The organism is Lachnospiraceae bacterium KGMB03038 (assembly GCA_007361935.1).
Lineage (GTDB): Bacteria > Bacillota > Clostridia > Lachnospirales > Lachnospiraceae > Massilistercora.
Window position 1 is genome coordinate 2,150,789 of record CP041667.1, and the last position, 13,954, is coordinate 2,164,742.

The 13,954-nt window shown below is 48.5% G+C and carries 13 protein-coding genes and 1 riboswitch; all 13 genes read right to left on the reverse strand.

Annotated elements, in window-relative coordinates; translation table 11 throughout:
- Window positions 1-1,458, reverse strand: a complete 1,458-nt coding sequence (locus FND36_10465) for a glutamate--tRNA ligase (protein QDW74419.1) — start codon at window positions 1,456-1,458, stop codon at window positions 1-3.
- Window positions 1,459-1,460: 2 nt separating this feature from the next.
- Window positions 1,461-2,201: an NAD-dependent deacetylase gene (locus FND36_10470; GenBank protein QDW74420.1), complete on the reverse strand. Its 741-nt coding sequence runs from the start codon at window positions 2,199-2,201 to the stop codon at window positions 1,461-1,463.
- 81 nt (window positions 2,202-2,282) lie between these two features.
- Window positions 2,283-2,762: a threonine/serine exporter gene (locus FND36_10475; GenBank protein QDW74421.1), complete on the reverse strand. Its 480-nt coding sequence runs from the start codon at window positions 2,760-2,762 to the stop codon at window positions 2,283-2,285.
- On the reverse strand, window positions 2,759-3,991 hold the full coding sequence (locus FND36_10480) for a GNAT family N-acetyltransferase (GenBank protein ID QDW74422.1): 1,233 nt from the start codon (window positions 3,989-3,991) through the stop codon (window positions 2,759-2,761). The genes FND36_10475 and FND36_10480 overlap by 4 nt, the downstream gene beginning before the upstream one ends.
- A gap of 149 nt (window positions 3,992-4,140) precedes the next feature.
- Window positions 4,141-5,295: a glycine reductase gene (locus tag FND36_10485; protein ID QDW74423.1), complete on the reverse strand. Its 1,155-nt coding sequence runs from the start codon at window positions 5,293-5,295 to the stop codon at window positions 4,141-4,143.
- 12 nt (window positions 5,296-5,307) lie between these two features.
- A complete protein-coding gene (locus tag FND36_10490; protein QDW74424.1) occupies window positions 5,308-6,846 on the reverse strand; it encodes a glycine reductase in 1,539 nt (512 codons plus the stop codon).
- 120 nt (window positions 6,847-6,966) lie between these two features.
- Window positions 6,967-7,428 carry a glycine/sarcosine/betaine reductase complex selenoprotein A gene (locus FND36_10495; GenBank protein ID QDW74425.1) on the reverse strand — a complete coding sequence of 154 codons (462 nt, stop codon included), beginning with the start codon at window positions 7,426-7,428 and terminating at the stop codon, window positions 6,967-6,969.
- 68 nt (window positions 7,429-7,496) lie between these two features.
- Window positions 7,497-7,814, reverse strand: a complete 318-nt coding sequence (locus tag FND36_10500; GenBank protein QDW74426.1) for a thioredoxin — start codon at window positions 7,812-7,814, stop codon at window positions 7,497-7,499.
- 173 nt (window positions 7,815-7,987) lie between these two features.
- Window positions 7,988-8,932: a thioredoxin-disulfide reductase gene (trxB, locus tag FND36_10505; protein QDW74427.1), complete on the reverse strand. Its 945-nt coding sequence runs from the start codon at window positions 8,930-8,932 to the stop codon at window positions 7,988-7,990.
- A 71-nt stretch (window positions 8,933-9,003) separates the two neighbouring features.
- On the reverse strand, window positions 9,004-10,314 hold the full coding sequence (gene grdB, locus FND36_10510) for a glycine reductase complex selenoprotein B (protein QDW74428.1): 1,311 nt from the start codon (window positions 10,312-10,314) through the stop codon (window positions 9,004-9,006).
- A gap of 17 nt (window positions 10,315-10,331) precedes the next feature.
- Window positions 10,332-11,600 carry a beta-aspartyl-peptidase gene (locus tag FND36_10515; protein ID QDW75608.1) on the reverse strand — a complete coding sequence of 423 codons (1,269 nt, stop codon included), beginning with the start codon at window positions 11,598-11,600 and terminating at the stop codon, window positions 10,332-10,334.
- 79 nt (window positions 11,601-11,679) lie between these two features.
- Window positions 11,680-12,063 (reverse strand): GrdX protein, encoded by a 384-nt coding sequence (locus FND36_10520; protein ID QDW74429.1) that lies wholly within the window; start codon window positions 12,061-12,063, stop codon window positions 11,680-11,682.
- Window positions 12,064-12,220: 157 nt separating this feature from the next.
- Window positions 12,221-12,333, reverse strand: a riboswitch (glycine riboswitch).
- Between the two features lie 161 nt (window positions 12,334-12,494).
- The gene (locus FND36_10525; GenBank protein ID QDW74430.1) at window positions 12,495-13,928 is read right to left on the reverse strand and encodes an adenylosuccinate lyase; all 1,434 of its coding nucleotides are present in this window, start codon (window positions 13,926-13,928) and stop codon (window positions 12,495-12,497) included.
- Window positions 13,929-13,954: the final 26 nt, after the last annotated feature.

Consider the following 13,954-nt stretch of genomic DNA (forward strand, 5'->3'; position numbering starts at 1 on the left):
TTACTTGCTTAATAATTCAATCCCCTTGCGGATCCGGCGCAAAGACTCTTCTTTCCCTAAGATCTCCATGATCTCCGTAGCTCCTCCCGGCGTTGTCTGCTTCCCAGAAACGGCGGTACGCACCGGCCACATTACGAATCCCGTCTTCACACCTTTTTCATCCACATATTTTTTCAGCGTCTCAAATAAAGCATCGTTGCTGAAATCCTCCTGCTCTTCCAGAATCGGGAGCAGGTCCCGCAGCACTTCCAGCGAATTCTCCTCGTTGGTCTTCATCTTCTTATGGCAGTACATAGACGTGTCATATTCCGGAAGCTCCTCAAAGAAATCTATCTGCTCCCGGATGTCTGGAAATACTTCAATCCTGGTCTTTACCAGCGCCGCGATCTTCTTCAGGTCGCAGTCTCTTGCGACAGCTTCTTTGATGTAAGGTTCCGCCATCTCATAGAAACGGTCAAAATCCATAGCCTTCAGATATTCTCCATTCATCCATTTCAGCTTGACGATATCAAATACTGCCGGGGATTTGCTCATATTCCGGTAATCAAATTCTTTCACCAACTCTTCCAGGGAGAAGATCTCCTGATTTCCAGAAGGACACCATCCCAGAAGCGCCACATAATTGACAACAGCCTCGGTTACAAAGCCCTGGTCGATCAGGTCTTCATAGGAAGAATGGCCGCACCGTTTGGAAAGCTTCTTGTGATTTTCATCGGTGATCAGCGGACAGTGCACATAAGTCGGCACTTCCCAGCCAAACGCCTCATAAATCTTATTGTATTTGGGCGCCGAGGAAAGATATTCATTTCCCCGGACCACATGAGTGATCCCCATCAGGTGATCGTCGATCACGTTGGCGAAATTGTAGGTAGGATAACCATCGGATTTGATCAGGATCAGATCTTCCAGCTCTTCATTCGGCACTGTGATCTCTCCATATATATCATCGTGAAACGTAGTGGTCCCCTCCGTCGGCATGTTAAAACGGATCACATACGGCTTCCCGGCCGCCAGATTTGCCTCTACTTCTTCTTTGCTAAGCCCAAGGCAGTGCTTATCATAAACGACAATCTGAGTCCCCTCCTCGGAAACACTTGACTTCAGGGAATCCAGACGCTCTTTGTCACAGAAACAATAGTAGGCGTCCCCTTGGTCGATCAGCTGTTTCGCGTACTTCAGATACAGCCCGGATTTATTGCGTTCGCTCTGCACATAGGGGCCTACGCCTCCATCTTTATCCGGTCCCTCATCGTGGATCAGACCTGTTTCTTCCAGCGTATGATAGATGATCTCCAGCGCCCCTTCTACAAACCGCTCCTGATCTGTATCCTCGATCCGAAGGATAAAATCTCCGCCTGCGTGTTTCGCGATCAGATAAGCATAGAGCGCTGTTCTCAAATTTCCCACATGCATCCTCCCCGTAGGACTGGGAGCGAATCTTGTTCTTACTTTTTCCATGGTTATTCTCCTAACTCTCTCATGATATTCTCTAGTGTATCGTCCACTCTCTGGTTGATCACCAGATCCGCGGACCGGTCGGAAAAATGGGGGTTGGAATGAACCACCACCAATTTATCTCCTTCATAATAATTCACTAACTGGGTACAAAGATAGGTATTCAGATTAGTCCCAAGAGCCAGCAGCATATCTGCCTTCTGTACCTCCTGGGCCGCGCGGGTGATCACACTGTTGTCTACCATCTCCCCAAAGAAACATACATCTGGGCGGATGGGCGTATTGCAGTTCTCACACAGCGGCACCCGCCTTGACTCCTTGATATATTCCACCGGATAGGTCCTTCCGCAATGGGGACAGTGATTCTCATAAACGCTTCCGTGCAGATTGATCACATTCCGGCAGCCCGCCCTCTGGGGAAGCCCATAGATCCTCCTGGTAATGACAGACTGGATCAATCCTTTTTGCTCCAGTTTGGCCATCTCAAGGAATCCCTTTCCCGGCGGGATATCCAGGGATGTCAAGATCTCGTTCCTGTAAAAATCAAAAAACTGCTCTTTCCGTGTGGAGTAAAAGGAACTCGAAAACATTTCTTCCAGGGAAAATCCGTACTTTGCCTCGATCTCATAGGACTCTTTTCCATCCCGGATCGGCGGATAGCCGTTCTCCAACAGCATTTCATAGCCGCTTAAGACTGTAGTATACTTGCTTTCCTGCAGCATCTGCAGAAGTCTTTTCTCCAACATTTGCACCCCTCCCCACTGAAACTGACTAGTTTAAAAATCCATCTTAGGATAGCCATATTGTACCATAGTTGATTTATCGCCTCAAGCCTTTCCCCTTTTCTTAAATATCTTTCTCTCTTTCCAGTAGCGGATCTGGAAAAACTCCCTGGGAATCGATACGATCAGTACAATGCCAAACACGATCGCAAAAGCGATCTTCAAGGCTTCCATTCCTCTCTGTCCAGCCAATGCCATCTGTCCCGTTACCAGGTAATAGGCCGTGAAATAGACACCCGCCCCAGGGACTAGGGGAAATATCCCGGAAATCAAAAAAATCGTAATAGGACATTTCATTCGTACCGTCAGCATCCGGGAGATCAGCACCACCGCCAGCGTACCGAAGAAAGAAGCCATCGCCGCGGAAAAACCCCATCCATCCGTACACAGCACATAGATCATCCATCCTGCCGCTCCCGTCATCCCGCAGCAGTAATAGAAGCGCCTGGGCACATTGAATAAGACAGCGAAGGCGATCGTCCCCCCAAAAGAACACAGGATATTGACTAAAATATGAAAGATCATAGAACGCTTCCTCCAACCATATTACTGTAGATACTAAGGGTAATTCCCACTCCTACCGCGATATACACAAATACCAGAAGGGCATCGATCATCCGCACTGTCCCGGAGAGGAAATCACTATCCGCAATGTCCCTGATCGCGTTGACAAAAGCCATCCCCGGAACCAACGGCATAATCGCGCAACTGATCATCCCTTCCAGGCGAAGCGGCCCAAAGAGCGGCACTTGCTGGGCTAAAAGAGCCAGAGCGGTGATCACGACACCTCCTACCAGATTAACAATGATCTTGGACATATGATGCCTTTTTGCCGTCAATACCCACACATACAAGATACAGCCGATCAGAAAGGCAATAGCGCTTTCTCTGATCGTCGAGCCCAGCAGAAAGCCAAAGCAGGCGCTTCCTACTCCCGCCGCCAGGATCTGGAAATACGGCCTCTTTGGCGGTATCTGGTCGATCTCTTTTAACCGCTCTGCCGCCTCTGCCATTGTTACCCGGCCCGCCGCGATCTCTCTGGACAGGTCGTTGACTTCCGCCACGATCTCCAAGTGAGCGCTGGACAACGGCACGTGTTTCACCTTCGTGTAGGCTTCCTCAATCCCATTTTCCGCACTGACAAAGATCGCATGGCTCAAGGTAAAAATATCCACCTGGTCTACATGGAATTTGTGGCAGATACGGGTAATCGTCTCTTCCACACGGAATATCTCCGCTCCATTTTTCAATAGGATCCTTCCTGCTTCCAAAGCTAGATCCACCACTTTTTTTACATCGATCTCTGAATCCAGACGCTTCTTTAAATAGACCATATCTACCAGACGGACTCCATCCTCATAGATCGGTTCCTGGTAATGGTCTACAAAAAAATCAGCCACAATATGGGAGTTGACGAAGCCGCATTTTTCATAAAACCCTATAGTCTTCCTGCAGTTTCCTGTTCCCACATACATAGTGTCACAGCTGTCTCCATAATGTTCGCAGACAAAACGGACCATCTGCCTGCCATATCCGTGTCCCTGCACTTCTTCCGCCGTAGCAATATTCTTCAGTTCGCACTGACGGTTTTTCATCCGCTGGACCACACAGACGGTGCACAGCTTCCCCTGATCTTCAAGAATATACATATCTCCCTCGTCAAGATAGCGGTCGATCATATCTTCCTGGGGATCGGCAAGCAGCAGAAGATCCAGGTATTGCTTTTTATTTTCTGTAATCTGTCGAATATTCATGACTGACTCCTGTTTTTTCATAATCCAGCTTATTATAACACCAGCGAAAGGAAAATGACAGCCTCTTTTTTATACATAAGGAACTGCCGCCGCACTGATAAAAGCGCGGCGGCAGTTTCCTAATTCTTTCTCTATCCTTTTTCCCAGAACTAGCTGATATATCCAGCTTTCTTCAATTCTTCCTCTGCTTTCGCCAGGTTTGCGTCCGATACTCGGATGATCGGGCCGGTACAGCCCATCCCGCTCTCTGCGTAGATGTTGATCTTCCAGAGGCACTTCACCGCGTCATCCAGGTCCATGACCTCGATACCTGGGATTTGGGAAGTCACGATCTCCTTCGGCGGCTCTTTCACATCTTCTTCTGCCGCCGCCGGTTTAGACGCCGCTTTCACAGAATCCAGGATTTCCTGGAAACCAGCCTTCTTTGCCGCCGCAAATTCTGCTTTGGCAACCTCGAAGACCTTGCCTCTCACCAGCTGCGCCGCATACCGGATCGCGTTTGCGATCACCGGAGCGCCTGACGCTCTGGATACGATCATCACAAGCTGCTCATACCCCTCGCCAATGCCAGGGCCATATCCGCAACCAGTAGCCTCAAAACTTCCGCCGGTATTTGCGGAGGACAGCATCTTCACCAGGATATTTCCTGTCAGGGAATCCGTCACCATAATGTCCGGAGATGCCTGCAGAACATCGTTTCCTCTCATAACACAGCCGCCGTCGGCACGCCCAGATTCCGCGAATGCAATGTCATAACCATTCTCCTGAAGCTGTTTTAACGCCTTTTCAGTCTGTCTTGCCCCGTCCACATTCAGAATTCCAACCGTTGGATGAGCATTCCCGCAGGCTTTTGCCGCAATAATGCCATAGACCGCGTTCTTGACCATTCCCTCGATCCGGTCTGTGCTGGATGTTCCCGTGGTATTAGCGATATACATCTCTTTTCCAAAACCAGGCGTTACACAGCGTCCTACTGTGGATACGCCGATCGGGAACGGAAAGTGCATCGTCACTGCCGCGTCGATCTCTTTGTTTTTTAACATTTCTTCCATTTTGTCGTGGCCTTCCTCATCATTTGCCACTTTGACGGTTGTTACTCCTTCCGCTTCCAAAGTTCCGATGTAGTACACATCGATCCCATCTCTGGCAGCCGCAAGAGCTCCCGCCATGGAATTTTCTTCTCCGTGCTCGCTTCCCATTCCGGTGATGGCGATCTTAGGCTTCTTTCCGAAACTTCCGGTCTCCAGCCCTTCCGCCATCTCCATGAAGGTTTCCGCGATCATTTTTTCAATCCTATCTGCCATCGTCACCACCCCTTACTCTGCCATCAGGGTAGCAGCAAAATCTTTCATAGCTTTTGCGATCAATCCCTTTACTTCATCTTCAGAAACACCTGCGGCCGCTTCTTCTTCCGCCGCTGTATTTCCATGGATCACGAAGGAAACGCCGTCGAACAGGTTTGTCATACGTCCAAGGAACAGACTTCCCTTTCCGATGATCATAGCATTCTTGATCTTCCCTTCCTTAATGTCCTCGCAGGCAAATCCAACATATGGAACACCTGATGGAATATGGCCCTGAGTCGGAGCCCATCCGGTCAGACCATGCTCTTTTGTGAAAGCGGCCAGCTCTTTTCTGTCCAGTTCTCCGCGTTTTACAGCCAAAGCCGCGATCATTTTGTAGTTCGCGAGAGGCACATCTCCTGCTCCTGCTGGTTTGGTAATATCCGGATTCTGCATCTCCGGTGAGTATTTATCAATATCTGTGATCTTCATGCCGACTTTGTCAAGCGGATCAGCTACCAGGCTTCCGATTACGTTCTGCGGAGCAGATCCGGTTCCAACAGTGTGGCGTCCCAGCATACCAAGATCGATCTCAGGGCTGACGCCGTCATTCTCAGAAATGATGACACAGAATCCGCCCAGGCAGTCTTCCAAGATCGGAAGGCCTTTCTTGATGTGGTCTTTGCCGTTCATACCCAGTTTCGCTGTACATCCTCCAGCTGTTACCGCAACCGTCTTATATGCGCCGGATTTTACCAGAGCAGCGGCCTCGATAAGCGCGTGTGTAGGAGCCGCGCAGAATCCTCTTGCATCAGAACCGGTGGCGCTTACAAGCCCGGCCACTTCCGCCGCTGCTTTCGCAAAGTTTCCGCCGCCTCTCTGATTCATATCACCGCAGGCTTCCTCCGCACAGTCAATCACATACTCAACATCAGCCTTGTCAATTCCGGCATTGCGCACGCCATAGAGCAGAGCCAGCACGCTGGAAGCTTTGCTCATCAAGTTCTCATGCATCACATGGGCAGACAAGTTTACATCAATATCGTGAGCTGGTTTTACACAGCCTACCAGCTTATTTTCAAAATACAGAGGCTCTGCGTGGTCGTCTTTGATCAGAGCTTCGATTTCAGCGATCTCTACGCCTTCTTCGATCTTTTCTACGATATCATCAGAGATGATCGGGTTCTTTGCAAATGCGTCTTTATATTTTGCGACAAATTCTTTGTCCAGCTTTACAACTTCAAACATATCGCTGGCCTGTACCAGGAACAAGAATTCTTCTTCCGGCATGATCTCGCCGTATTTGCCGTAGCGCTCCGCCCCTTCTTTTTTCTTATCATACCAGGGCGCCTCTACCTCTGCCAGCTCATCTGGATGCACATTTCCGATATAGGTCTGGTTCGGCCAATAAGCAACAACATCCTCATAAGAACGCAGGTGCTCCGGCACCTCTTTCAGATATTCGGAATCCGGGTTTACGATTCTTTCTGTCGTCTGGGTCGTTCCGTTATATAAAACCATATCAGGAGTATGTACTAATACATAGCCTGCTCCTTTAATTACACTATTCATTGGTTCTCCACCTTTCTTAAACTCATTCAATCTAGGCGGTATCTCCGCCTTTTTCCAAACAAGAAAGGGGGCATTCCCCTAGTGGGGTACACCGGGTAACGCCCCTCTTGTGCGGTCTGATTAAATCTGGTCTCTGATCGCCTGCATCTCTGATACGATGTCGTCAACGTCCAGAACCATTTCCATCATTCCAACCTGCTCATCATAAACAGCTTCGTCAAACTCTTCCTTGATCTCAGGTTCGCATACATGATATACCGTGAGTCCAAGCTGGACCCCAGTCAATGGACCTGCGAAAGTAGGATCGCCAAGGGTTACGGTCTCTGCCGCAAGACCCGCGGCTTCGCCCTCTGCCGCGCCAAGAACTACAACCAAGTTCTCTGCGCCGTACTCTTCAGCGAATTCTTTTACTCTCTTCTGGTTCTCCAGATCCATTGCGCCTGCGCTCGTTCAGACGAAACATTCCGTGGATGAAAATACAACTTCCGCGCCGGCGGTCTTTACGCACTCTGCAATGGCCGGGCCCGGGATTCCATCACGGTCTCCGATAATTATTGCTTTTTTTCCTTCTAAAATAGCCATAATTATGCTTTTCTCCTTTCTTGTAGTGTCAAACAAGTTTGAATCTATGATCGAGAAATCATCTAAGATTAGATGTATTTCTTAATCATCGCCTCAATGCTTTCCTCAGTACAGTCTTCCTTAACCAGCTCTTCTACTTTTTCACCATCTTTGTAGATCGCCATAACCGGAAGTCCAAGAACTTTCTGCGCGATCGCAAGACGACGTGCTTTGGTAGTATTCAGGGATGTAAATTTCAGCTTATCCCCATAGGTTTCAGCAAATTCATGTACCTTTGGCATCAGAGCCTGGCATGGTACGCATCCGTCTCCGTAGAAATCCACGAACACATAGCCGTCTGCTTTTAATACTTCTTCTTCAAAATTTGTCTTGTCCAGATCTAACATGGGACTCATCCTCCTTTTTATTGAATCATAATACATTGCTTCTCTGATAGCAATGGTCTCTTTCATTCTTGTACGCTTCGCCCAAGCGCAGGCGCTGCGAAAGTACCTTGCGCACAGCTGCACTCAAGAGCTGCTGCTCTGCTTTCGCCAATCTTCGCTGTGCTTGTCAGGTTTTAGAAATAGTCGGACAGGCTTCTTTCTACCTGTACGGCCGCGATCGCTCCGTCTGCCGCCGCGGTCACCACCTGACGCAGGCTCTTTACACGTACGTCTCCGGCAGCGTATACGCCCGGAATATTGGTATGCATATCATCGTCTGTCTTGATGTATCCTCTCTCATCCATATCGATGATACCTTCAAACGGTTTGCTGTTTGGAATTGTTCCGATGAAACCGAATACCCCGAACATACCGTCCTCTTCGTCCGCTTCTACCGTTGTGATCTCGCCGGTCTTCACGTTTTTCACTTTCATCCACTGAAGGATATCGTCTCCGCCGACTTCTTCTACAACAGAGTCCCACATAAAGTTGAGCTTCGGATTCTTGAACGCTTTCTCCTGGATGGATTTGGCCGCTCTCAGCTCGTTTCTTCTGTGGATGATCGTAACTTTTCTCGCGAATTTCGTCAAGTACATTGCTTCTTCTACCGCGGAGTCTCCGCCGCCGACTACATATACTTCAAAGTCTTCGAAGAAGTTTGCATCGCAGGTCGCGCAGTAGGATACGCCTTTCCCAAGGAATTCTGCTTCTCCCTTACATCCGATCGGTCTTGCGTGAGCCCCTGTAGCGATGATCACGTTTTTCGCCTGATACTCTGCTTTCTCGCTCTTTAAGATTTTTACGTCTCCTTCAAGTACCACTTCCTTGATCGTGTCAGACACACGCTCAGCTCCAAATTTTTCAGCTTGAGCTGTCATTCTGGCGATCAGGGATGGGCCTGATTCGCCTTCTACGATCTGTCCCGGATAGTTCTCGATCTCGTCTGTGATCGCGATCTGTCCGCCGTCCTGTCCTTTTTCAATGATCAGAACAGAGAGACGGCTTCTGCCCGCGTACAGTCCTGCCGCTAAACCGGCAGGACCTGCACCCAGGACGATAACATCATAAATCTTGCTCATTTTCTGTCTCGTCTCCTTTTTCCCTTGAGTTACATTATTGCCAAGGCCCCTTGCTTGGGCCGTTGGAAGCATTAATCAAAAATTGTCTGTCCATCTACCTCTGTAGTAAGAGCTTCCAGCGCCTTTTCTACAATATGACGACGGAGCGCTTTTTCCTCGTCCTTATCCAACGCTGGATTTCCAAGAGGATGCGGGATCGCGATCGCCGGTACGATCCTGTTGGCTCCAACAGTCATAGAGATTGGCGTTACCGTACAAATGTGTACTACCGGAATACCAGCTCTTTCGATTTCTTTTACCATCGTTGCGCCGCAACGAGTACAGGTACCTCAGGTAGAGGTAAGGATGACAGCATCCACTCCGTCTGCCAGAAGCTTCTTAGAAAATTCTGCCGCAAACGCTTTCGCGGAAGCAACCGCTGTACCGTTTCCTGTAGTGGTGTAGAACAGATGATGTAATTCTCCGATCACACCTTCTTTCTCCATATCTCTCAATACGTCCACCGGAAGCACACGGTCAGCGTCTTCATTTGCGTATACCGGATCGTATCCGCCGTGAGCGGTCTCGTAAGTCTCTTCTGTCAGATCCATCACGCCGGCGATGTCATATTCTCCATAGTGGGAAGCGCTGGAGCTTTCGATGTGATCCGGATTTCCCTTTGGAACAATACCGCCGGAAGTCACCAGAGCGATCTTGGCATGAGCCAGATCCTTGACTGCCGGATTCGGAGCCACTCTGTCAAAATCAGGCATTGGATATTCTGTGGTAAACGGCTTGTCTGCCAGTTTCGCCAGAAGCATCTGTACCGCACGTTTGGAACCTCTTTCCTTCTCAAAGAAGTTGACACGGATCCCGTTTGGAATATAGCCCTCTTCACAGGAAGCGCCGATCGGCTCTCCTCTTCCTACTTTCACAGCCAGAGGCGCCAGCTTCTTTACCGCGTCTCTCATGCCGGCCGCGCTGTTCTTTGTAGATACGATATATACCTTATCTTTGAACATATCCGCGCCCGGATTCTCTACATACATTCCGGTCACTGCCGGGATACCCAGTTCTTCCTGTACGGCAGCCGCGATGGTTCCGCAGGCAACACCGTAACGTCCGGCATTGAAAGCAGGTCCTGCTACAAACACGTCAGGGTTCTGCTCTTTTACCATCTTTAAGATCTCCGCCTTAGCGGTATCCAGATTTTCATTGAAATAAGAGTCTCCGCAGATGATCGTAGCGATGATCTCCGCGTCATCTTTAAAATTCTGTGTCAGCGCCATACCCGGTCCTACTACCTCGCCTACGCGAAGCTCTACCGGATAATCTGCTTTTTCTTCTCCACCAATCTGTGCGAAAAACTGATTGATGTAATGAACTACTTTTAATTTAGCCATTTGCTTATCCTCCCTTCCTATCTTGCGCTCAGCTTATTGAAACCGGTTTCGTTGGTCGCTCCTGTCAGCACCTGAAGCTCTACTTCCAAAGATCCGTCCTCGCGGAGCGTCTCTTCGCTGGCGCCAGCGATCTTGTTCACATAGTCCAGAGTTCCAATTACTTTGTCAAGTTTCGGCAGGATGATCACCTGGTTTGCGTTGCCGCCGGTTACAACCGCGTCCGCAGCCGCGTCCGCATCTGCCAGAGACTGAGATTTTCCATCTCTTCCGGCATACTCATCGGTAATGATAACAGTTTTCACGCCTTCCGCCTCGATCTTCTTACAGTTCATGATCAGGTCAGTATCCGGATTTCCGAAACCTTCCTGAGAAACGATCACGCCGTCCAGATCCAGCATCTTGCACAGCTTTGCGGTCCAGTCGGAAGAACGCTGTTTGTCTGCCAGATATACGTTCTCATTTGTAATGATCTGACATACAAAGTTGATCGTCTTTCCGTGTTCTTCGAACAGGTCGTGCACAACCGGATTGTTCAGATGTACATAAGTTGGGTTCTTATCGCAGGCGGAAACACAGTTTCCGGAAACGATCGCGCCATCCATGATCTCTGTTGGGCTAAGAATCGTTGGAACGATCTTCTTCGCGTCCACACCGTATACATAAGTGTCATGCAGAAGTCCCTGGCTCTGGAGCATCTGTACGTAAGCTACTCTCGGAAGATCTGGATATTTCTCAAAACCTTCTTTGATCGTGCAGGTCTCATATACCTTTGTCTCGTCCGGGGTAAGATCTCTTGCCAGCTCCCCGATATAAGTAGCTACACGGAATCCCGCGAATCTTACAGCCTTCTCATAATCATGCTGTTTGATATCCTCTACCGGCTCACATACCATAACCAGATTCAGAGTCTTGGAGAACGGCGTATAGTCTGCTCCAGGACCTGTCATATCGATGATTCCTTCCTGGAATCCAACGATCTTTCCAGCTGTCACAACAGCCATTCCTTTCAGCGCGTAGGTTTTGCCCTCTCCTACAGTATCTACCTTCGCGATCACGCCTGGGAAGATTCCCCCTCTTCCCTCAACCTTTACACGTGGTTCAATGACATCTTTTACTGGAGTGATCCTTACGGACTCTCCTGGCTTCGCAATATCAAATGATACGCTCTTGATCTTTTCATCCTCAAGAGCAACGGCTTTTACAGCCTCTTCAGATACATAAAGGATTCCGTCTTCGATCTTAGATTCTGACGCAAATTGAATATCCTTGATGTAAATGTGTCCCATTTCTAATCTCACTTTTGGTTCCCTCCTTCAAAAAAATTGATATTATTGTTTAAGCATCTCGCTTCTACAACCAGTTTTATCAGGCATCTGCCGATGCGATCCCACTTTCCAGCAAAGTCCAGTCGATCAATTGAAAATCTTTCCGCACCTTTTCTCCATACCGATCCGATTTAAACTCGAATTTTCCGCAGGCTGCGACCGCATTCTCAATGATCTCCAAAGACCTTAAGTCAACCGCCCCCTTTTCTTCTGATATCATTACAGATTTATATGGTGTTTCATTAGGCTTTACACTTCCTGAAAGAGGATGTGATAAAAGCAAATGACCTTCATGGACTCTATCCCGGACTTCCTTTAAAAGTCCCTCATAGGAAGCTTCACAGTAGACAATCTTGTGGGTGTCTCCAAGTTTTTCAAGGACCAGCGGATTGTTTGTCAAGATCAGATATTCTTCTTTCTTCATTTCTCTTCCGCCTCTTTCTTTCGCTTGTCTTCTTTATAGTAAGAAAAAAGGACGATTTAAACACGTCATGTGTGTAAGTCGTCCTTTTCTGTCTTTTGCCCTGATAATATCATGTTTAGTTAAAAGTCTTATCATACAGCACAAGATTCAGAATGCGGTCCATTCTCCAATCCTTTTGCCTGAAAGTTTCGCCTTCCCGTTCTTACATAACAGGACAGGTTTGCCTCTTCGGCGGCTGCGCTCAGATCAGCTCTCTCTTGAAGAATATCGTCCCACGATTTAATTTTTATAGACAGATTAAATAAGTTTCTCTTTTCTTCTATAATAATAACTGATTGTTAAATGATTTGCAACCGCTTAATCAAATTAAACTGAATTTATGATTTCTGCACAATTTTTATTTTTAGTTTTGTGCAGTTTTACTACTTGTTCTAAACATTGATTTCCGCTTTTACACCCAGGATTTCTTTGTTCTTCTCTAGCAGCGGGTTCACCACATTATTCAGATATGCCTCCACCTGTACCGCTGATCTCCCAGTGTATTTTGCCGGATCCATGGTTGCCTTCAGCGTCTCTTCCGACAGGTTAAACGCCGGATCCTGGGCAATCAGTTCCAGAAGATTATTGTCTAATCCTTTTTCTTTGACATTTCTGCCCGCCTCCATGGAAAGCTCCCGAATGCGTTCATGAAGTTCCTGCCGGTCTCCGCCAGCCTTTACCGCGTCCATCATGATATTCTCCGTTGCCATAAAGGGCAGTTCCGCCATCAGGTGTTTCTCGATCACCTTCGGGTATACCACCAGCCCGTCCACCACATTCAGGCACAGATCCAGGATTCCATCGACAGCAAGAAATCCTTCCGGCACGCTTAACCGTTTATTAGCCGAATCGTCCAAGGTCCGCTCAAACCACTGGGTCGCCGACGTGATCGCGGGATTCAGCGCATCGATCATCACATAACGGGAAAGGGAGGCGATCCGCTCACTGCGCATCGGGTTCCTTTTATAGGCCATGGCGGAAGATCCGATCTGGGTCTTCTCAAATGGTTCCTCTACTTCTTTTAAATGCTGCAGAAGCCGGATATCATTGGACATCTTATGGGCGCTGGAGGCAATCCCAGCAAGCACGTTCAGCACTCTAGTGTCTACCTTTCTGGAATAGGTCTGGCCAGACACAGGGTAACAAGCCTCGAATCCCATCTTCTCCGCGATCATGGGATCGATCTTGTCGATCGTCTCCTGGTCTCCCTCAAACAGTTCCAGGAAACTGGCCTGGGTTCCAGTGGTCCCCTTTGAGCCAAGGAGCTTCAGACTGCCTTTTACATAATCCAGATCTTCAAGGTCCATCAGGAATTCCTGCAGCCACAGGGTCGCCCGCTTCCCTACTGTAGTAGGCTGAGCCGGCTGAAAATGGGTAAATGCCAAGGTTGGCTGATCTTTATAAGCATCCGCGAACTTTGCCAGTTCAGCGATCACATTGACCAGTTTCCTGCGCACCAGTTCCAATGCTTCTGACATCAGGATAATGTCTGTATTGTCTCCCACATAGCAGGAAGTGGCTCCAAGATGGATGATGCCTTTGGCTTTCGGGCACTGCTGTCCATAAGCGTAAACGTGGGACATAACATCGTGGCGCACCAGTTTCTCCCTCTCTTTGGCCACATCATAATTAATATCATCCGCATGTTCCTTTAATTCCGCGATCTGCTCTTCCGTGATCGGCAGTCCTAGTTCCTTTTCCGTCTCCGCCAGAGCGATCCACAGCCTTCTCCAGGTGCGGAACTTCTTATCCGGAGAGAAAATGTACTGCATCTCTTTGCTTGCGTACCGCTCGGAAAGAGGACTTTGATATCTGTCATTGCTCATCTTTGTTTCTCCTTTTTCTCACAACC

What these genes read in the sequence shown, in the direction of transcription:
- FND36_10465 (QDW74419.1), bottom strand. Translation starts at nt 1,458, where the DNA reads ATGGAAAAAGTAAGAACAAGATTCGCTCCCAGTCCTACGGGGAGGATG.
- FND36_10470 (QDW74420.1), bottom strand. Translation starts at nt 2,201, where the DNA reads ATGTTGGAGAAAAGACTTCTGCAGATGCTGCAGGAAAGCAAGTATACT.
- FND36_10475 (QDW74421.1), bottom strand. Translation starts at nt 2,762, where the DNA reads ATGATCTTTCATATTTTAGTCAATATCCTGTGTTCTTTTGGGGGGACG.
- FND36_10480 (QDW74422.1), bottom strand. Translation starts at nt 3,991, where the DNA reads ATGAATATTCGACAGATTACAGAAAATAAAAAGCAATACCTGGATCTT.
- FND36_10485 (QDW74423.1), bottom strand. Translation starts at nt 5,295, where the DNA reads ATGGCAGATAGGATTGAAAAAATGATCGCGGAAACCTTCATGGAGATG.
- FND36_10490 (QDW74424.1), bottom strand. Translation starts at nt 6,846, where the DNA reads ATGAATAGTGTAATTAAAGGAGCAGGCTATGTATTAGTACATACTCCT.
- FND36_10500 (QDW74426.1), bottom strand. Translation starts at nt 7,814, where the DNA reads ATGTTAGATCTGGACAAGACAAATTTTGAAGAAGAAGTATTAAAAGCA.
- trxB (QDW74427.1), bottom strand. Translation starts at nt 8,932, where the DNA reads ATGAGCAAGATTTATGATGTTATCGTCCTGGGTGCAGGTCCTGCCGGT.
- FND36_10515 (QDW75608.1), bottom strand. Translation starts at nt 11,600, where the DNA reads ATGGGACACATTTACATCAAGGATATTCAATTTGCGTCAGAATCTAAG.
- FND36_10520 (QDW74429.1), bottom strand. Translation starts at nt 12,063, where the DNA reads ATGAAGAAAGAAGAATATCTGATCTTGACAAACAATCCGCTGGTCCTT.
- FND36_10525 (QDW74430.1), bottom strand. Translation starts at nt 13,928, where the DNA reads ATGAGCAATGACAGATATCAAAGTCCTCTTTCCGAGCGGTACGCAAGC.